The 18921-nt window shown below is 63.6% G+C and carries 18 protein-coding genes and 1 riboswitch; of the genes, 11 read left to right on the top strand and 7 right to left on the bottom strand.

Annotated features, from left to right (window positions below):
- Positions 1-7 precede the first annotated feature (7 nt).
- The 10 genes from cpaB to AC1DPX_RS18375 all read left to right on the top strand — a co-directional run bounded on the left by cpaB (position 8) and on the right by AC1DPX_RS18375 (position 10219).
- Positions 8-913, top strand: a complete 906-nt coding sequence (cpaB, locus tag AC1DPX_RS18420) for a Flp pilus assembly protein CpaB (protein ID WP_477238605.1) — start codon at positions 8-10, stop codon at positions 911-913.
- A gap of 90 nt (positions 914-1003) precedes the next feature.
- A complete protein-coding gene (locus tag AC1DPX_RS18415; protein ID WP_477238837.1) occupies positions 1004-2389 on the top strand; it encodes a type II and III secretion system protein family protein in 1386 nt (461 codons plus the stop codon).
- Between the two features lie 4 nt (positions 2390-2393).
- Positions 2394-2663, top strand: coding sequence for a hypothetical protein (locus AC1DPX_RS18410; protein ID WP_202354168.1), 270 nt, complete (start codon positions 2394-2396; stop codon positions 2661-2663).
- 35 nt (positions 2664-2698) lie between these two features.
- On the top strand, positions 2699-3913 hold the full coding sequence (locus AC1DPX_RS18405; protein WP_202354169.1) for a CpaE/TadZ family protein: 1215 nt from the start codon (positions 2699-2701) through the stop codon (positions 3911-3913).
- Positions 3910-5331, top strand: coding sequence for a TadA family conjugal transfer-associated ATPase (locus tag AC1DPX_RS18400; protein WP_202354170.1), 1422 nt, complete (start codon positions 3910-3912; stop codon positions 5329-5331). The genes AC1DPX_RS18405 and AC1DPX_RS18400 overlap by 4 nt, the downstream gene beginning before the upstream one ends.
- 5 nt (positions 5332-5336) lie before the next feature.
- Complete coding sequence (locus AC1DPX_RS18395; protein WP_202354171.1) at positions 5337-6302, top strand: type II secretion system F family protein; 966 nt, start codon at positions 5337-5339, stop codon at positions 6300-6302.
- A gap of 1 nt (position 6303) precedes the next feature.
- Positions 6304-7269 carry a type II secretion system F family protein gene (locus tag AC1DPX_RS18390; RefSeq protein ID WP_202354172.1) on the top strand — a complete coding sequence of 322 codons (966 nt, stop codon included), beginning with the start codon at positions 6304-6306 and terminating at the stop codon, positions 7267-7269.
- Between the two features lie 141 nt (positions 7270-7410).
- Positions 7411-8238, top strand: a complete 828-nt coding sequence (locus AC1DPX_RS18385; protein ID WP_477238603.1) for a PA3715 family protein — start codon at positions 7411-7413, stop codon at positions 8236-8238.
- 158 nt (positions 8239-8396) lie between these two features.
- Positions 8397-8870, top strand: coding sequence for a hypothetical protein (locus AC1DPX_RS18380; RefSeq protein ID WP_477238601.1), 474 nt, complete (start codon positions 8397-8399; stop codon positions 8868-8870).
- A gap of 173 nt (positions 8871-9043) precedes the next feature.
- On the top strand, positions 9044-10219 hold the full coding sequence (locus AC1DPX_RS18375; RefSeq protein WP_202354175.1) for a GGDEF domain-containing protein: 1176 nt from the start codon (positions 9044-9046) through the stop codon (positions 10217-10219).
- A 12-nt stretch (positions 10220-10231) separates the two neighbouring features.
- On the opposite strand, the gene gcvP is transcribed toward AC1DPX_RS18375, so the two are convergent.
- The 3 genes from gcvP to gcvT are packed head-to-tail and all read right to left on the bottom strand — an operon-like array spanning position 10232 to position 14534.
- Positions 10232-13045: an aminomethyl-transferring glycine dehydrogenase gene (gene gcvP, locus AC1DPX_RS18370; protein WP_202354176.1), complete on the bottom strand. Its 2814-nt coding sequence runs from the start codon at positions 13043-13045 to the stop codon at positions 10232-10234.
- 14 nt (positions 13046-13059) lie between these two features.
- Entirely contained in the window at positions 13060-13428 is a 369-nt protein-coding gene (gcvH, locus tag AC1DPX_RS18365; RefSeq protein WP_202354177.1) for a glycine cleavage system protein GcvH, read from the bottom strand.
- Between the two features lie 5 nt (positions 13429-13433).
- Positions 13434-14534 carry a glycine cleavage system aminomethyltransferase GcvT gene (gcvT, locus tag AC1DPX_RS18360; protein ID WP_202354178.1) on the bottom strand — a complete coding sequence of 367 codons (1101 nt, stop codon included), beginning with the start codon at positions 14532-14534 and terminating at the stop codon, positions 13434-13436.
- A gap of 149 nt (positions 14535-14683) precedes the next feature.
- A riboswitch (glycine riboswitch) is annotated at positions 14684-14770 on the bottom strand.
- A 240-nt stretch (positions 14771-15010) separates the two neighbouring features.
- On the opposite strand from gcvT, the gene AC1DPX_RS18355 reads away from it, so the two are divergent.
- The gene (locus tag AC1DPX_RS18355) at positions 15011-16012 is read left to right on the top strand and encodes a hypothetical protein (protein ID WP_202354179.1); all 1002 of its coding nucleotides are present in this window, start codon (positions 15011-15013) and stop codon (positions 16010-16012) included.
- Here the strand turns inward: AC1DPX_RS18355 and AC1DPX_RS18350 are convergent.
- The 4 genes from AC1DPX_RS18350 to AC1DPX_RS18335 all read right to left on the bottom strand — a co-directional run bounded on the left by AC1DPX_RS18350 (position 16009) and on the right by AC1DPX_RS18335 (position 18895).
- Complete coding sequence (locus AC1DPX_RS18350) at positions 16009-16416, bottom strand: GNAT family N-acetyltransferase (RefSeq protein WP_477238599.1); 408 nt, start codon at positions 16414-16416, stop codon at positions 16009-16011. The genes AC1DPX_RS18355 and AC1DPX_RS18350 overlap by 4 nt on opposite strands.
- A 29-nt stretch (positions 16417-16445) precedes the next feature.
- Entirely contained in the window at positions 16446-17237 is a 792-nt protein-coding gene (locus AC1DPX_RS18345) for a molybdopterin-binding protein (protein ID WP_202354180.1), read from the bottom strand.
- A gap of 1 nt (position 17238) precedes the next feature.
- Positions 17239-18120 (bottom strand): cytochrome b/b6 domain-containing protein, encoded by an 882-nt coding sequence (locus tag AC1DPX_RS18340; protein ID WP_477238598.1) that lies wholly within the window; start codon positions 18118-18120, stop codon positions 17239-17241.
- Between the two features lie 97 nt (positions 18121-18217).
- A complete protein-coding gene (locus AC1DPX_RS18335; RefSeq protein WP_202354182.1) occupies positions 18218-18895 on the bottom strand; it encodes a DUF1345 domain-containing protein in 678 nt (225 codons plus the stop codon).
- Between the last annotated feature and the right edge of the window lie 26 nt (positions 18896-18921).

Below are 18921 nucleotides of genomic sequence, written 5' to 3'. Positions count from 1 at the left end.
CATAACGATGATCGGTATCGCCGCCGTTTTCGGCGCGATCTCGATCTTTGCCGCGGATTTCTGGGTCAAGAGCCAGGCCAAGGCCGATGCCGAGGAGAAGACGGCGTCGATCGCCGCTCCGGCACCGCCCAGGATCGAGTTCAAGACCATCGTGGTTGCGAACGCGCCGTTGCGCTACGGCATGGAGCTCGACCGCACGAAGCTGATCGAAATCCCCTGGCCGCAGGATTCCTTGCCGCAAGGCGCCTTTGCCACCATCGATGGATTGCTCGGCGAGGGCAATCGCATCGTGCTCTCGCCGATCGAGGTCAACGAACCGGTGCTGCTGACCAAGCTGTCGGGGCCGAACGGCCGCGCGACGCTCTCCAACATGCTGACGCCCGGAATGCGGGCCGTGACCATCCGCACCGACGAGATCGCCGGTGTCGGCGGCTTCGTCACACCGGGCGACCGCGTCGATGTGGTGCTGACGCGCGATGCCGGCGAGATCCAGGAAGTCGCCAAGAACGCGCAAGGCGCGGCCGGCTCGACCATCACCTCCGAGATCGTCGTTGCCGACGCGAAAGTGCTGAGCGTCGGCCAGGGTGCCGACGAGCGTCAGACGACACCGCAGATCACCAATTCCGTGACCATCGAAGTGACGACCGAAGGCGCGCAGAAAGTGGCGCTCGCCCGTACCGTCGGCACGCTGTCGCTGTCACTGCGCTCCGCCAGCGAAGGCGGTGACGGCAAGAACGGCGTCACCACCATCTCTTCCTTTGGCGGATCGGTGGCGGCCAAGGCTCAGGCCGCGGCAGGCTCGCTGTTCGATGCGATGACCAAGGAGCCGGAGAAGCCAAAATTCAAGACGATCATCGTGACGCGCGGCACGAAGGCCGAGGAATATCAGGTTCCTGCGCGAGACCAAAAGTAAAGGCCGGTGGGGACCGGACGGGACATGGCAATGGTGATGCGTACCCTATTTCGAGTGACGGGCCGGTTGCGCTTCGGGTGCACGCTGGCTATGGCGGTTGCGCTGGCTGCGAGCGGGATGCTCGCTCTGCCCGGCACGGCCAAGGCCGACAATGAAATCGTCTATGTCTCGGCGACCAAGAATGCGTCGATCAAGGTCGCCAAGGGCAAACCCAAGACGATCGTGACGAGTGCCGCCTTCTACCAGATCGTCATCGGCGATCCCGAGATCGCCAACGTCAATCCGCTGACCGACAAATCCTTCTACGTGCTCGGCAACAATCTCGGCACCACCGGCATTGCGCTGTTCGACGAGAAGAAGCAGCTCGTCGGCACCGTCGACATCGAGGTGACGCTCGATACGGATCAACTGGCCAGCACCATCCGCGCCAGCGTGCCGGACGCCAAGATCAAGGTCGGTTCGGCCAATGGGCGTGTCGTGCTGTCGGGCGAGGCGGATGACGCGGTCGCCGCCGAAAAGGCAAACAAGATTGCCAGCCGTTTTTCCGGCAATGAGGAGGTGATCAATTCGGTCAACATCTCGTCGTCGCAGCAGGTTCAGCTCAATGTCCGCTTCGTCGAGATCAATCGTCAGGCAGGGCAGGACCTGGGCGCCAAATACAGCGCCAATTTCGCCTATGGCCTCGGCGGGCGCGATGTTTCCATAGACCCGGGAACCGTGCCGACGGCCGGCACCGGCGAAATCATCGGCCGTCTGCTGTCGAACGGCGTGTCGATCGATATCGCCATCAAGGCGCTGGAAGAGCGCGGCCTTGCCCGACGGCTGGCGGAACCGAACCTTATTGCCCGTTCCGGTGAGACGGCGAGCTTCCTCGCGGGCGGCGAATTCCCGATCCCGGTCTCGGAAGACAATGGCAAGATCTCTGTCAGCTACAAGAAATACGGCGTCAGCCTGGACTTCACGCCGACCGTGCTCAAGGACGGGCTGGTCAGCCTCGACATCGCGCCGGARGTCTCTTCGATCGACGCGTCGGCCTCCTACAATATCGGCAGCATTTCGGTGCCGGGCTTCATCGTGCGCCGCGCCAAGACGTCGGTCGACCTGAAGAACGGCCAGAGCTTCATGATCGCCGGCCTGCTGCAGTCGCAGAACGACATCACCACGTCGCGCATTCCCGGTCTCGGCAAGATGCCGGTGCTCGGGGCGCTGTTCTCGTCGAAATCCTACCAGCGGCGCGAGACCGACCTGGTCATCATCGTCACGCCCTACCTGGTCAAGCCGGTCGATCCGTCGAAGAAGATGGCCGAACCGACCGATGGCACGCAGCCGGCCAGCAATGTCGACTATTTCCTCAACAACACCGAGGAAGTGAAGGCGTCTGACGGCGGCCGCGCTCTGGCGCTGGCCGATGGCAATGCCGCACGGACCGCTCCCGCCACCACGGTCGGGCACTTCCTCGACCTGCCGAAGGACTGAAGCCATGCGTGTGGCCTTGAGATCGAGCGTCGCCTTGCTTCTTGCCGGTTTGGCCGGCGGCTGCACCAGCGATGATTACATACGCAGCGAAGGGGTGACGCCGGGCTCCGGCGAAGCCCAGGCCGCCAACACCGTCATGCAGATGGTCGATCCCTGGAAATACGGCGTTCAGAACACAAGGCTTCTCGTGCCTGCCAAGCGCGGCGACGCCGTGCCGGTCACGCCGGATCAGGCCGCCGCTTCGAAGGCATCGCAGACGACCACGGGCAACTGACCCCAAAGGGCGATCGAGCCCACAGGCTGACAAAAATGGCAAACGGCATCAAGACTAAGAAGATCCTGCTCGTATCGACGGACAGGACCTTCGTGCAGGACACGCGGACCGCATTCGCCGCCTCCGAGATCATCCAGCTCTCGACGGTGGAAAAGAATGTCACCGAACTGCGCGGCGAGGTCCAGGAGGCGGAGTTCGGCGCCATCATCGTCGACATGGACGCGGCGAGACTGGAGGAGGTCGAGTCGCTGCAGCGCATCATGCGCCGGCTGGAGGGCAAGGCGCCGGTGGTCGTGGTCACCCAGGAGTTCAATGCCGCCGCCGTGCGCATCCTGGTGCAGCTCAAGGTCGCGGACTTCCTGGTCAAGCCGATCACCACGGCCGATCTGGTGCGCTCGGTTGTGCGGGCCCTGCAAGGGCCGGGGCGCGAGGAAAACACCGAGTCGCAAATCTACACCTTCATGCCGGCCGCCGGCGGCGTCGGCACCACGACACTGGCGCTGCAGACCGCGTTCCAGCTGCATCACTCGGTGACGCGCGGCGCCTCGACCTGCGTGGTCGACCTCAATTTCCAGCAGGGCGCCTGCGCCGAATATCTCGACCTCGAACCGCGTTTCGACATCACCGAGATCGAGAACCAGCCCGAACGCCTCGACCGGCAGCTGCTCGACGTGATGCTGTCCAAGCATGCCAGCGGACTTTGCGTGCTGGCGGCGCCGACGCATCCGGCGGAGATGCGCTCGTTCAAGACCGATGTCGTGGTGCGAATGCTGGACCTCGTCTCGGCCTATTTCGACAATGTCGTCATCGACATGCCGCGCACCTGGTTTCCCTGGACGGAGACCGTGCTGCTGGGCTCCAACAAGCTCTATATCGTGGCCGAAATGACGGTGCCGTGCCTGCGCCATACGCAAAGGCTGATCCAGGCGGTCTACGAGACCGCCGGCAAGGAGGTGAAGCCGAATGTCATCGTCAACCGGTTCGAGCAGAAGATGTTCGACAACGGCATCAAGCAGGCGGACGTCCAGGAGATCCTTGGCGAGCATTTCGTCGGCGGCATTGCCAACAACTACCGGCTGGTGCGCGAGGCGGTCGATCGCGGCGTGCCGCTGCACGAGATCGATCCCAATGCCAACGTCGTCAATGATCTGAAGAAGATCATCCTGCCGGAGGAGGCCGTTGCGACCGGAGCCAAATCGAAGTCGCTGTTCGGCCTCGGCAAAAGCTTCTTGACGAGGAAGGCCGGATGACCAGCCGTTTTTCCACCCTGCAGAACCGCGACGCGCGTCCGCAGCGTCCGGCAGACTCTGCGCCGGTCGCGCATCATGCGGTCGTCATCCCAACGAGCCGGAAGGCTTTGCCGGCAAAGCCTGATGTCGCGCCGGCAAAGAGCGCCAACAAGGTGCTCGATGCGCGCGTGCGCATTCACCGCATGCTGCTCGAAGAAATCAACCTGGTGGCGCTGGAGCGTTTGCCCAAGGAGGAAATGCGCCGGCAGGTGCATGATTTCGTTTCGGAAAAAACCCGCCAGGAGCGGATGGCGATCAACACCGTCGAACTCGAAGCGCTGGTCGACGATATCGTCGACGAGATGGTCGGTCTTGGCCCGCTCGAGCCGCTGCTCAAGGATCCGGACATCAACGACATCCTGATCAACGGCCACCAGAACTGCTTCATCGAAAAGAAGGGCAAGCTGCAGCAGGTCCATATCCCGTTCAAGGATGAGGCGCATCTGCTTAGAATCATTAATAAAATCGTCGCCGCGGTTGGCCGCCGCGTCGACGAATCGCAACCGATGGTCGATGCCCGCATGCTGGATGGCTCGCGCTTCAACGCGGCCATCCGCCCTGTCGGCGTCGACGGGCCGCTGGTGTCGATCCGCAAATTCTCCAAGAACAAGCTCGGCCTGCACAAGCTGGTCGAATTCGGCGCCATCACCCAGAACATGGCCGAAGTGCTGGCGGCGGCGGTGCACGCCCGCAAGACGACGATCATTTCGGGCGGCACCGGCACCGGCAAGACGACGATGCTCAACGCGCTGTCGGCCTTCATTCCCGAGGACGAGCGGCTGATCACCATCGAGGACGCGGCCGAACTTCAGCTGCAGCAGCCGCATGTCGCGCGCATGGAAACGCGCCCCGCCAACATCGAGGGCCATGGCGAACTGAAGCAACGCGACCTCGTCAAGAACGCGCTGCGCATGCGTCCCGACCGCGTCATCCTCGGCGAGTGCCGCGGCGAGGAGGCCTTCGACATGCTGCAGGCGATGAACACCGGCCATGAAGGGTCGATGGCGACCATCCACGCCAACACGCCGCGCGACGCCATTTCGCGCCTCGAACAGATGCTGGGCATGACCGGGATGCCGATGACTGTGCAGTCGATCCGCAGCCAGATCGCCAGCGCCATCGACATCATCGTCCAGCTGACCCGGCTTTCCGACGGCAAGCGCAAGGTGACGAGCGTCGCAGAGGTAACCGGCATGGAAGGCGACGTCATCCAGATGCAGGAGATCTTCCGCTTCGTGCGCACCGGCATGGATGCCGATGGCGGCATTCTCGGCTATTACGAGGCGACGGGCATCCGGCCGCGCTTCCTGGAGGATCTGCGCGCCATGGGCATCGACTTTCCCGGACGCTATTTCGAACCCGGCCGGCCGCAGGAGTAAGCCAGGTGTTCGACGGGCTGAGCGCGATCTATGTCGTCTATGCGGGGGCAGCGCTCACCGGCATCATGATCGCCGAGGCCTGTTATCTCCTCTATGCCGGCCGCAGCGACAAGCGCACCGCCATCAACCGGCGCATGAAGCTGCAGGAAAACAAGATCAGCCAGGAGCAGGTGCTGATCCAGCTGCGCAAGGAGCGCGGCCTCGACGCCGGCACCTCGCTGTTCTCGCCGGACCGGTTCCGCGCGCTGCGCACGCAATCGGGCATGATCATGCCGCTGTCGAAATTCCTGATGATCACCTCGGGCGTGGCGATGGCCATGACCCTGGTCGCCATCTGGTATGGCTTGCCGCTGCTTATGGGGCTTCTGCTGTTCGTCGTGCTGCTGCCGCTGGTGCCGGTCATGGTGATGCGTTCCATGCGCAAGCGCCGGCTCAAGCGCTTCGGCATGCAGCTGCCCGAGGCGCTCGAACTGATCACGCGCGGCCTCAAGGCCGGTCACCCCGTGCCGGTGGCCATCGCCATGGTGTCGCGCGAAATGCCCGATCCGATCGGCACCGAGTTCGGCGTMATCGCCGATGAGGTGACCTATGGTTCCGATCTGGTCTCGGCGTTGAATTCGCTGTTCGACAGGGTCGGTCACGAGGATCTGCCGTTGTTCATTACTGCCGTCTCCATCCAGTCCAGTTCGGGCGGCAATCTGCGCGAGATCCTCGACGGGCTGGCGTTGACGATCCGCGAGCGCGGCAAGCTGCGCCGCAAGGTGCGCGCCATCTCCACCGAAGGCCGCATGTCGGCCTACATCCTGACGGCGATACCGGCGCTGTTGTTCGCCGGTATCATGGCGCTGATGCCGGGCTTCTACCGCGATGTCTGGGACGAGCCGAAAACCTGGTACCTGATCGGCGGCTCGGTGACCTGGCTGATGCTGGGCAATCTGATGATGTTCAAAATGTCGAATTTCAGGTTCTGACATGCAGGGCTTCATCGAGTTCCTCGCTTCGCTTGCGCCGACCTCGCTGACGCCGGTGGCGATCCTGCTTTTGGCCTTGGGCAGCGGCGCGGTGGCCTGGCCGATGGTGGCGGCGAAGGGCGACCGCAATGACGTGAAGCGCCGGCTCAAGGTCGACCATGGCGCCGTGGCCGCGAGGCCGGAGCCGCTGCAGAAGAAGAACGCCGATGTCGTGCGCGAAAAAGCAGTGAAGCGGGCGCAGGAATTCTATGCCAAGAGCGATCCGGAAAATGTCGCCCGGTTGCGCATGAAGCTGATCCAGGCCGGGTACATGGAGCCGCGCGCCGTCGGCACGTTCTTCATCATACGCTTCTCGGCGCTGCTCGGCACCGCGATCGGCGCCTTTGTCCTCAACCAGTGGCTGGCCAGCCCCGAAGCGACGATGACCAGCCGGTGGGCATTCGTCATCCTGTCGGGCGTGGCCGGCTATTTCCTGCCCGGTCTGGTGCTGACCCAGCAGGTGCGGGAGAAGATGCGCGAGTATCGCAACGGCTTTCCCGACTTCATGGATCTGATGATCGTCTGCTCGGATGCCGGCATGAGCATGGAGGCCGGCATCGAGCGCGTCTCGAAGGAACTCGCCAAGACCTATCCTGCGCTCAGCCAGAATTTGCAGCTGGTGTCACTTGAACTGAGGGCCGGACGCAGCCTCGATGACGCGCTGAAGGCACTCGCCGACCGCCTCAGCCTGGATGAGGTGCGCTCGTTCGCGACGCTCTTGCAGCAGTCGAAGGAACTCGGTACCAGCCTGTCCGGCGCGCTGCGCGTCTTCTCCGACGAAATGCGCCACAAGCGCATGTCGCTGGCCGAGGAAAAGGCGCACGCCTTGCCGGCCAAGATGTCGATACCGGTGACTGTGTGCATCCTGCCGGTGGTGCTGATGATCGCGATCATACCGATCATCGTCAAGATGACGGGCAGCCATTAGAACTACGGTTACGGGGCTGCGAACGCTGGCAATTCAGACAGCGTCGGGATCTGCAAAATCAGCAATGAGAGTCGACAAATCCAGAGCAGTGACGGACAACCGTCATTCTGCCCAAACGCGGCCCCGCGACGTGAGAACCCCATGCGAAAAGTGTTGTGTGCCGCCGCTCTCGCCGTCGCCAGCCTGTGGTCCGGCCAAGCCGCGGCCGACGATTGCGGAGATGCCGCCGCGCTGGTGCAGCAAGCCTATCCCAAGGCACGACTGAGCGCCGACGGCGCCTCGTTTACGCTCGAACCCCATACCAGTATCGTCTCGACGCTCCGGTACGGCGAAACGCCTTTCGGCGTGATCTGCAAGATCTGGCCAGCCCATGACGACCTGCTATTGGTCGCGGTGCCGCTGATCGACAGCTCTCAATCCGGCGACGGCGCGCATGTCGGCGACATCGAGCTTCTGGTCGTCGACAGGAACAGCCGGCAGGTCCGCCAGCGCCTGCTCCAGCCCGGGCTGATGGACGATGATGCCATCGCCATCGACAAGATCGAATTCGATACCGGCCGCTATGGGGTGGCGCCTGGCATCACGGCGTTCGGCCTGCGTATCGATATGCTGGGCAGTTCGCGGCCCAATCCGTTCCGAGAAACCGATTTGCGGCTCTATGTTCTCTCCGGCAATGCGCTGCGCGTGATGCTCGACGGCCTCGTCGTTGCCGGATACCATGGTGAAGGCGACGCCAGTTGCGCGGGGTCCTTCTATTCCAACCGGGTCAGCCTGACGATGGGCACGACGAGCCATCACGGCTATCGCGATATCATTCTGGCGGAGCGGAACGACACCGACGAGCCGTCCGTCGACGAGAATGGCGAGTGCCAGTCCCATCCCGGCAAACCCGTGAACAAGACCTACCGGCTGCGCTATGACGGCAGCCGCTATCCGGTTCCAGAAGCGCTCAAGATCCTGGAGCGGTGACACCGCTGCTCGCCTCTTGATGAGGTGGCGGTGCCGGTGGTTAATGGCCGGTATACCGGGAACCAAATTTTAGGCGCATTTCAGCACCGAAGCTTAATCGCTCGCATGTATCGTGTTTCCTGAACAACGACCCGGCAAATCGGGCGACGGGGCAGGGCATGCGTCAGACACACTTTGCGGCGGTGGCCACGATGGCGGCCGTCCTTGTTATCACCGGGTGCACGACGAACAACAACGTCGACACGACCAAGACGACCGCGATCCAGCCTGCGGCCAGGGATGTCGACACATCCGACCTGGCGCAAGGCAAGGCACAGTTTCGCGACGCCAACTATGGTCTCGCCGAACAGCATTTCCGCAAGGCCGTCGAGCTGAAGGCCGACAATGCGGAGGCCTGGATGGGGCTGGCCGCCTCCTATGACGAACTCGGCCGCTTCGACTTTGCCGACCGCGCCTACGGCCAGTTGCTGAAAGTCGCCGGCCGCAAACCGCAGATCGTCAACAATATGGGCTATTCGCAACTGCTGCGCGGCAACAAGAAGAAGGCCAGGGCACTGCTGCTCGAGGCGAAGGCCGGCATGGCCGACCCGACGGTCGTCAACGCCAATCTCGCACTGCTGAACAAGGGCTGATGCGCGTTTGACCTTTGCGCCGGCCAAGGGGCGATTTCCGCACAAGCACTGTCGACGCTTTGTAAACCGTAACCGCAGCTTGGATCGAAAGATCGGCTGAAAACCATGTTCGAGGGCTGCCGCTGACCTAGAATGCGGCGTAACCGCCGACGCTGGAGAGGCCGCCGCCCGATATGCTGGATTTCAGTTCGCTCCTGCTCGCGGCCGCGCTGTCGGGCACATGCCTGGCCGTCACCATGTTTGCCATCTGGCTCACTGCGCCGCGGGCGCGTTTCGTGCTGACGGTGGCGTGCGGCATTATCGTGCTTGTCGCGCATGTGATCCTGTTCTGGCGCTACACCAAGGAGCCCGATCCGCTGCTTTGCCAGATCGCGCTGGCGCTGCTCAGCCTGGGCTTCCTGATCATCTGCCTTTCAGCCATGCAGTATCTCGGCGTGCCGGACCACAGGCGTGCGATCGTGCCGACACTTGCCGCCATGGCTGTCTGCGCGGCCGTGACCTTCCTTGGCCTTGACGGCGTCGGCTTCATCATCACCTACGCGACGGTCACCGTGCTGCTGTCGACGATCGGGGCCATGTTCTGGGTCAATGGCAGCCACGATCGCCGGATCCTGCTGGTGGTTTCGTTCCTGAGCGGCACCTGTGCGGTGTCGTTTGCCCTTTGCGGCGTGGTTCTGATGGCCAAGGGGCAATGGACGCTCGGGGCGGCGCCGGACAACTGGGCCGAACGTCTGAATTCGGTCGTTGCGGTGGCCTGCATGACCGGCCTCGGCGCCTTGACGCTCTCGCTTCATCACCTGCAGGCGCAGATCGAGTTGAAGGCCGAGACGATGACCGATCCATTGACCGGGCTGATGAACCGTCGCGGGTTGATGTCGCTCCATGGCGAGCGCCCCTTCGGCCCCTTCATGGCGGTCGTCATGTTCGACCTCGATCACTTCAAGCGGACCAACGACATCTATGGCCACCCGGTCGGGGACCAGGTCCTGTGCCGCTTCGCCGCCGTCATCCGGAAATATGCCAGAACCGGCGTCGACGCCTTTCGCCTGGGCGGCGAGGAGTTCGCCATCGTCATGTCGCGGATGACGGAAGAGAGGGCCCATGATCTTGCCAGCAAGATCGGCGTGGCCTTCGGCACCGAAATCGTTCCTACCCCGCTCGGTCCGTTGCGCAGCACGGTCAGCGGCGGCATCGGCTTTGGCGCCGCCGACGGCAGCCGCCTCGACGAGGTGCTGGCCGAGGCGGACGCCGCACTCTACGCGGCCAAACGCGCCGGCCGAAACTGCGTCATCAGCCACAAAAGAATGGGCAAGGCCGAACCGGTCAAGCCGGCCTTGCGCTCGGCATAGGCCGAGAGGCGGCTATTCGGCCGCCCCGAGATAATCCGACAGCGGCGGGCAGGAGCAGACCAGATTGCGGTCGCCGGCGACATTGTCGATGCGCGACACCGGCGGCCAGTACTTGGCTGCCGTATCGGCGTCGCCGGCGGGATAGGCCGCTTCCAGGCGCGAGTAGGGGTGGGTCCACTGGCCGGCCAGCGTCTCGGCGGCGGTGTGCGGCGCGTTGACCAGCGGGTTGTCGGCCAAGGGCCAGTCGCCCCTGGCGACTTTCGCTGCCTCACCCGCAATGGCGATCATCGCTTCGCAGAAGCGGTCGAGTTCGCGCTTTGGCTCGGATTCCGTCGGCTCGACCATCAGCGTGCCGGCTACCGGGAACGACATGGTGGGCGCGTGAAAACCGTAGTCGATCAGGCGCTTGGCGATGTCGTCGACGCTGATGCCGGCGCTCTCCTTGAGCACGCGGGTGTCGAGGATGCATTCATGCGCGATGCGATCGTGCCGGCCCTTGTAGAGCAGCGGGAAGTGAGGCGCGAGCCGTGTCGCCACATAGTTGGCCGAGATGATGGCGGTCTCGGTTGCATGCTTCAGTCCGGCGGCGCCCATCATGCGGATGTACATCCAGGTGATCGGCAGGATGGAAGCGCTGCCGAAGGGTGCCGCCGACACGGCATGCGCCGAGCCTTCGGTGACATGGCCCGGCAGATAAGGCTTCAGGTGCGCCCTGACGCCGATCGGGCCGATGCCGGGGCCACCGCCGCCATGCGGGATGCAGAAGGTCTTGTGCAGGTTCATGTGGCAGACATCGGCGCCGATATCCGCGGGCCGGGCGAGCGCGACCAGCGCGTTGAGGTTGGCGCCGTCAAAATAGACCTGGCCGCCATGCTCATGGATGAGGGCGCAGAGGTGGCGGGCGCCTTCTTCGTAGACGCCATGCGTCGAGGGATAGGTGAACATCAGCGCGGCGAGGTTCTTGGAATGCTCGTTGGCCTTGGCCCGCATATCGTCCATGTCGATATTGCCGTCCTCCAGGCAGCGCACGACGACGACGCTCATGCCGGCCATCGCCGCGCTTGCCGGATTGGTGCCATGCGCGGAAGAGGGGATCAGGCAGACGGTGCGATGGCCTTCGCCGCGCGAGCGATGATAGGCGCGGATGGCGAGCAGGCCGGCATATTCGCCCTGGCTGCCGGCATTGGGCTGCAGGCTGACCGCGTCGAAACCGGTGATTTCCGACAGCCAGCCTTCCAGCTCGCCGATCATGGCCCGGTAGCCGGCCGAATGGCTTGCCGGCGCGAAAGGATGCAGATTGGCGATGCTCGGCCAGCTTACCGGCATCATTTCGGCCGCCGCATTGAGCTTCATGGTGCAGGATCCGAGCGGAATCATGGAGCGGTCGAGCGCCAGATCCTTGTCGGCCAGCCGGCGCAGCAGGCGCATCATGTCGGTTTCCGACTTGTTCTCGTTGAAGACCGGCTGGGTCAGAAACTCTTTTCCGCGCGGCTTGCCGGGAACGGTGCTGTCGGCCGAGGGAGCAGCCTTGGCGCCGAACAGGGAAGCGATCGCGTCGAGATCGGCGTCGGTCGAGGTCTCGTCGAAGGCGATGCCGACATGGTCGGCGTCGAGGACGCGCAGCAGCCGGCCAGTCTTTTCGGCAGCGGCGGCGATTTGCGCGGCCTCGCCTTTCACCTCGACCGTCACCGTGTCGAAGCGCCTGGCGCCGAGCACCGACACGCCTGCCGCTTTGAGCCCGCTCGCCAGGCGATTGGCCAGCGCGTGGATGCGCCCGGCGATCGCCTGCAGCCCGGCGGGGCCGTGCCAGATGGCATAGGCCGTCGCCATGTTGGCAAGCAGCGCCTGCGCGGTGCAGATGTTGGAGGTCGCCTTGTCGCGGCGGATATGCTGTTCGCGCGTCTGCAGGGCGAGGCGGTAGCCGGGCCGGCCCTTGCTGTCGGTCGACTGGCCGACGAGACGGCCGGGCATGAGGCGCGTCAGTTTGTCGGAGACGGCGCAGTAGGCGGCGTGCGGGCCGCCAAAGCCCATCGGCACGCCAAAGCGCTGCATCGGGCCCACCGCGATGTCGGCGCCAAGTTTCGCCGGCGCATCGGTCAGCGTCAGGCCAAGCGGATCGGCGATGAAGACAACGATGGCGCCTGTCGCGCGAGCCTTGTCGATCGCGGCCTTGTGGTCGCCATAGACGCCGAACGTGTCGGGCCAGGAGACGAGCAAGGCGGCGGTGTTGTCGTCGATCGTCTCACCGTCAATCTCGATGCCGAGCGGTTCGGCGCGGGTGCGCACCACATCCAGCGTCTGCGGATGCGGCGTGCCGGCGAAGGCCACCTTGGTGCGCTTGTCGCGGTGGTGGCGCAGCGCGATGCCGACCGCTTCGGCGACAGCGGTTGCCTCATCGAGCAGCGAGGCGGACGCCACCGGCAATCCGGTCAATTCTGCGACCAAGGTCTGGAAATTGAACAGCATTTCCAGGCGGCCCTGGCTGATCTCGGCCTGATAGGGCGTGTAGGCCGTGTACCAGGCCGGATTCTCGAACAGATTGCGCTGGATGACCGGCGGCACGTGGACGCCGTGATAGCCGGCGCCGATGAAGCTCTTCAGCACGGTATTCCCAGCCATGATCGCCGACAATTCGGCCAGCGCTTCGGCCTCGCTGGCTGGCGCGGGCAAGGTCAGCGGCATGTCGAGGCGAATCGACTGCGGCACGGCCTGGCTGATCAGCGTCTCGACGGAGGGAACGCCGATCACCGCAAGCATGGCTCTGACATCGTTGACACCAGGACCGATATGGCGGGCCGAGAAGGGGGTGAGTGCTGTGGTCATCATCTCTAGTCCTGATTTCAGGCGATATGGGCTTTGTAGGCGGCCTCATCCATGAGGCCGGCGAGCTGGCTTTCGTCGGCGAGCTTCATCTTCCACAGCCAGCCGGCGCCGGTGGCGGCCGAGTTGACCAGCGACGGGTCGGAAGACAGCGTGCCGTTGGCCTCGGTGATCTCGCCGTCGACCGGCGCGTAAACGTCAGAGGCCGCCTTGACGGATTCGACCACGACGGCGGTATCGCCCTTGGTCAGCTTCTTTCCGGTCTCCGGCAGTTCGACGAAGACGAGGTCACCGAGTTGCTCCTGCGCGTAGTCAGTGATGCCGACGGTGGCGATGCCGCCTTCGACGCGGAGCCATTCGTGATCAGCGGTGAAATAGGTCGTTGCCATGAAATCTATCCTTTGCGGTAGCGATGAGGGGTGAAGGGCAGGGAACTGATATCGACGGGAATCTTCGTGCCGCGCACATCGGCGAACACCCGTGTGCCAGGCTTTGCCAGCGATGCGGCGACATAGCCCATGGCGACCGGATGGCCGGCCGAGGGCCCGAACCCACCCGATGTGACATGGCCCGCAGGATTGCCGTCGGCGTCGAACAGCGCAGCGCCGGCACGCACCGGCTGGCGGCCGTCTGGTTTCAGCCCGACACGCTTTTGCGCCGGGCCGCGTTCGACGGCGGCGCGCAGGGCGTCTGCGCCGATGAAAGCGCCGGACGCGCGGATCTCCTTGGGGATTGCCCACATCAGCGCGGCTGCGGCCGGATCTGTCTCCGGGGTGATGTCCTGGCCATGCAGGCAAAGCCCGGCCTCGAGCCGCAGGCTGTCGCGCGCGGCAAGGCCGATCCATAGAACGCGCTCATCCTCGAGCAGCTTCGCGACAAGGGCGCGCGCATCGGCTTCTGGCAGGCCGATCTCGAAACCGTCCTCGCCGGTATAGCCCGACCGGCTCATGAACCAGTCTTTCCGCGGCTCGACCCCGTGCATGAACAGCAGCGCGCCGGTCTCGATGCCGGCACGGGAAAGTGCCGCCCAGGCTTCCGGACCCTGGATGGCCAGGAAGACGCGGTCGAGCGGCTCGACCTCGACATCGAAATCGGCGGCCAACTCACGCAGATGCTTTTCGTCGGCGACGGCGTTGCCGGCATTGGCAACCACCATGAACCTGGTATCGCCGAGCCGGGTGACGATCAGGTCGTCGAGGATGCCGCCGGCCTCATTGAGGAAGAAGGACAGTTTCGACTGCGAGATTTCGAGCACGCCGGCATCCAGCGGGCAAGCGCGGTTGAGCAGCGCAACCGCCTGCGGCCCGCTGACCTCGAACAATTTCATGTGCGAGATGTCGAAGAGGCCGGCATGCTCGCGGGTATGCAGATGCTCCTTCATGACACCGGCCGGATAGGTCAGCGGCATCGACCAGCCGGCAAAGGCGCCGAACCGCGCACCAGCGGCTGTGTGGATATCTTCGAGGGGAAGGTGTTTTGAGTCGTCGCCCGTCATGTCGTCTCCAGAGTCGCACGCAATCGGCCGCGAATGGCGACCAGTCCGTGCCCCTCTGTCTGAAGCCTGAGAGACTCGCGCAGCCGGAACTCTGTCAGCGGCGCTTACACCTTCGGCGCGGGGGCAAGCCCCGACTTTCCAGAGTGTCTTTCCCGTCTACGGTTCTTTTGCCTGAGAGATTTCGGGCGATTTCCCCTTCGGCGGCAGCTCTCGCTGCTCTCTCCCGCAAACAGGTAGGACTCAGAACCCCGAGCCCTCGACGCGCCATCCATAGCCCGTCGGCGACACCTTGTCACCTCCCAGCGACATTTAAAGCGCGTCGCTGAAACGGATCGAGCCCATGCGCTCTGGCTGCGCATTTCGGGCGACATGCCTTGGCAGGCAAGTCTTCGCTAACCACGCCGTTTGCCGGTTTTTCAAGACACTCCTGATATAGCAGGCACGATGTAAGGCTTCGGGGCGGACGGGGACGACAGATGGGCGAATTGATCATGAGCGCGCCGGTGGCGGGGCTGACCTCGAAGAATCGCATCGCCTCGGAGGACGTGGCGATGCTGCGTCGCGACGTGTTCGCCGATGGCGTGGTGACACGAGGCGAGGCCGAGGCGCTGTTCGCTCTTGACCAGACAGCCCAGGACAAATGCGCGGAATGGGCACCGTTCTTCGTCGAGGCGGTGACCGACTACATCGTCCATCAGGAAAAGCCCTCGGGCTACATCTCGCAGGAGAATGCCGACTGGCTGGTCCGCACCATTTCGCGTGACGGCATGGTCGACAGCCGCACCGAACTCGAATTGCTGGTCCATGTGCTGGAAGAGGCGAGGTCCTCGCCGGGCAAGCTTTGCGTCTACGCGCTGGAGCAGGTTGCGCACGCCGTCATCGACGGCAAGGGACCGCTGATGCTGGGCGGCGCGTTGGTGCCCGGACTGATCGCCAAGGCGGAAGTCGAATTGCTGCGGCGTATCCTCCACGCCCATGGCGGCGACGGCAACATCGCCATCACCCGCGGCGAGGCCGAGGTGCTGTTCAGGATCAATGAACAGACCGCCCAGGCCAAGAACGATCCGTCCTGGAACGACCTGTTCGTCAAGGCGATCGCCAATTTCGTCATGTGCTCGGCCGGCTATGAAGCGCCGACCCGCGACGTGGCGCTGCGCCAGGAAAACTTCCTCGAACGCGCCGATCCGCAAATCGGCGGCTTCTTCAGCCGTATGGTCTCCGGCGGCCTTGCCGGCATCATCGAGGCCTACCGGTCGCCCGATGACATCGAGGCCGAATGGGAAGCCAAGAACAGGGCGGCCGAGGCCTTGGCCCGCCGTGCCGAGACCATAGATGCCGGCGAAGCCAAATGGCTGGTCGAGCATATTGGGGCGAACCGACCCTTGTATGAGAACGAGCGTGCACTGCTGACCCTGATCAAGCATGCCTCGCCGGAGATCCATCCGGCGCTGAGGCCGCTGCTCGAGAAAGTCGCCTAAAGCGCGCCGTCGGCTGCTATCGTTTTACAAAGGATGATGTTGGAGTGGCCTTCGGGCCATTCCGAGAGTTCGGCGATGCGCTGGAAGCCAGCCTTCTCATAGAGACCCGGCGCCTGGAAGTCGTGGCTGGAGACCCAAATTCTCCTGACGCCGCGATCGATTGCCTCAGCGACAAAAGCGCTGAGCAACTGGCTTGCATAGCCGCGACCTCGATAGGCCTCGTCAATCCACATCAATGTCAGCTCGGACGTATTCGCCCAAGAGTAACCGGCAGCAACGCCGATCGCGTTTCCCGCGCCGTCGCGAATAACGAAAGTCAGCCCCCGGTCATCGGCGCGGTCTGTCGCGCGCCGGTTGTCGTTGTGGAGGCGTTCCTCGAGCGAGCTCAACTCGATCGGCGACAAATCGTGCTCGGCGTGTATGCGAGCGGTCATCAAATTCCGCCATACCAGTCGTAGCCATTGTCTTCCCAATAACCGCCGCGGCCGCCGCCGACATTGGCGAAGCCGTCGACCAGTTCGATCTTGTAGAGATATTTCGGCATCTTGTAGCCGAGCTGGCGCTCGACGCGGACGCGCAGCGGCGCGCCATTCTCGACCGGCAAGGGTTTGCCGTTCAGGCCATAGGCGAGGATCGTCTGCGGATGGCGGGCGTCGATCAGGTCGATCGTGCCGTAATATTTGATGTCGCCGGAAAGGCTGCGGTCGATCGTGTCGAGGCAATGGAACATGACATAGCGCGCCTCAGGCTTGACCACCGCCTGGTCGAGCACCAGCGACAGCGGCGTGCCCGTCCATTTGGCGATGCAACTCCAGCCCTCGACGCAGTCATGGCGGGTGATCTGGGTGCGGCTCGGCATGTTCTGAAGCTGTTCGCGGCTGAGCGACAGCGGCTTTTCGACGAGGCCCGAGACTTCCAGCCGCCAGTCGGCGAAATTGTTGGCGAGCAGACCCTTGTAGGTGTCATCGTCAGGCGCGGTGACGCCGTTCGGCCGCTGCGGCTGGCGGATATCGGCCTCGGTGAATTCCGGCGCCAGAGCGTCACGGCCGGCAAGCAGGCGCTGCGCGCGATATGTCAGGCCATTGGCGTTTTCGAGGAAGCTGCGCAGGCCGCTGCCGATGCTCAACTGGCTGTCGAAGGCGTCGCAACCCGACAGCATGATGCCGGAGGCGCCAAGGCTGGCTGCGGTCAGGAATTTCCTTCGACTGATCTGGAATTTCGCCATGTCAGGCACTCCTCTCGGTGGTCTTGTCGTCTTGCGCGGGAGGGTCGGTGCGGTACCAGCCGGTGATGATCGAGCGCAATTCGTTGATCGGGCCGGCGGCCAGGATCATCAGGATGTGGATGATGAAGAAGCCGACGAGCAGCAGCATGACGGTGAAATGGATGGTCCGCGCCGTCTGCCGTCCGCCGAGCACCTCGTTGAGGAAGGGCAGCACCGAATTCATGCTGGGCGACATGGCAAGGCCGGTGATGATCATCAGTGGCAACAGCACGAACAGCACCCCGCCATAAGCCATCTTCTGCAAGGTGTTGTATTCGCGCGTATGATGGAATTTCAGCTTGGCATGGTCGACGATGTCGCGTGGCAGCCGCTTGAGGTCGTCGAGGCGCGGGGCGAGATCGCGCCTGATATGGCCATTGACCAGGCCGGCGACCAGCCAGACGAGCAAGGTCGTCGTCAGGATCCAGGCGAAGAAGAAGTGGATGACGCGGGCGGTGCCGAGATCATAGTAGGACGGGATGGTCGCCCAGGACGGGAAGCCGCGCGCCGTCTCGTTGCCTGGCGGACCCGACCAGCCAAGCACGCCGGTCGTGTCGAAGCGGTGCCCGAAGATTGCCGTGTAGCCGCGCGGCCCGGTGCTCGTGTTTTCGGCGCCGATTTCGAAGATGGTGTTGTTGTAGCCGAAGCCGGATTGCTTGCCGATGTAGAGCTGCGGCCGGGCGTTGAAGATCTGCAGGCCGGAAAGCAGCATGAAGAACAGCGAGATGGCCCAGATCCAGTGCGTCAGCCGCGTCCAGCGCGATTGCCGGTAGATCAGCGTGCTGTCGCTCGACACGGGAGCGTCCGGCCCGGTGGCGGATTGGCTTCTGGCAACGGATTCCATCTTGTCTCGTCTCCCGGCGTCACGGCGTGGCCTGCGCGTTCATTGTCCTCCTGATACGTCGCGATCCAAACCGATGTTTCACCCGATCACGGATTTATTACGGACCGCCCAGGCTGACAGCGAGATTGACGGCCGCGGCGACAATGACGGTGTTGAAGAAGAACGACAGGATCGAGTGAACGAGCACGACACAACGCATATGCGTGGTCGATATGTTGGTGTCAGCGGTTTGCGCGGTCATGCCGATGACTGTCGAGAAATAGAGGAAATCCCAGCCTTCCGGCCGCTTGTCGCCTGGAAACAGCAATCCGCCGACCGGGATTTTCGTCTTGGTTTCGGCGTCGACCGCATCGCCGTCCATCCAATAGACATGCGCATAGTGAAGTGCGGCCATGGCATGGATGGTGAACCAGCCGAGCGGGATCGACAGCAGCGCGAAACCGAGCTCGACGGAGTTGCCCCTGTTCTTCTGATTGATCAGGAGGAACAGTGAGATAACTGCGACCACAACGACGACGAACGTCACGGCGAAGATGACCAGCACCGGCTGGTCGGTTGCGCGGGCATTCTTGCTCAGATATTTGCCGGTGAATTTGGGCATCTGGCTGACGACGAGAATGACGTAAGCGGCGAAAAAGGCGTTGGCGCCGATCGAATAGGCGAGCTGGGCATGCAGCAGCAACGCGACAAGGAACGCAAGCGCACCGAAGCACGCCGACATTGCAAACAGCATATGGCGCTGCATGGGTTTTGGGATCGGAGGTTCGGCGGCCATGGCGGTCTCCACCCTGGATGGCGCTC

It is taken from the genome of Mesorhizobium sp. 01N446 (genome assembly GCF_056399285.1).
Note: the sequence above shows the minus strand (reverse complement) of the source record. Positions and strands in the feature narration are given on the sequence as shown.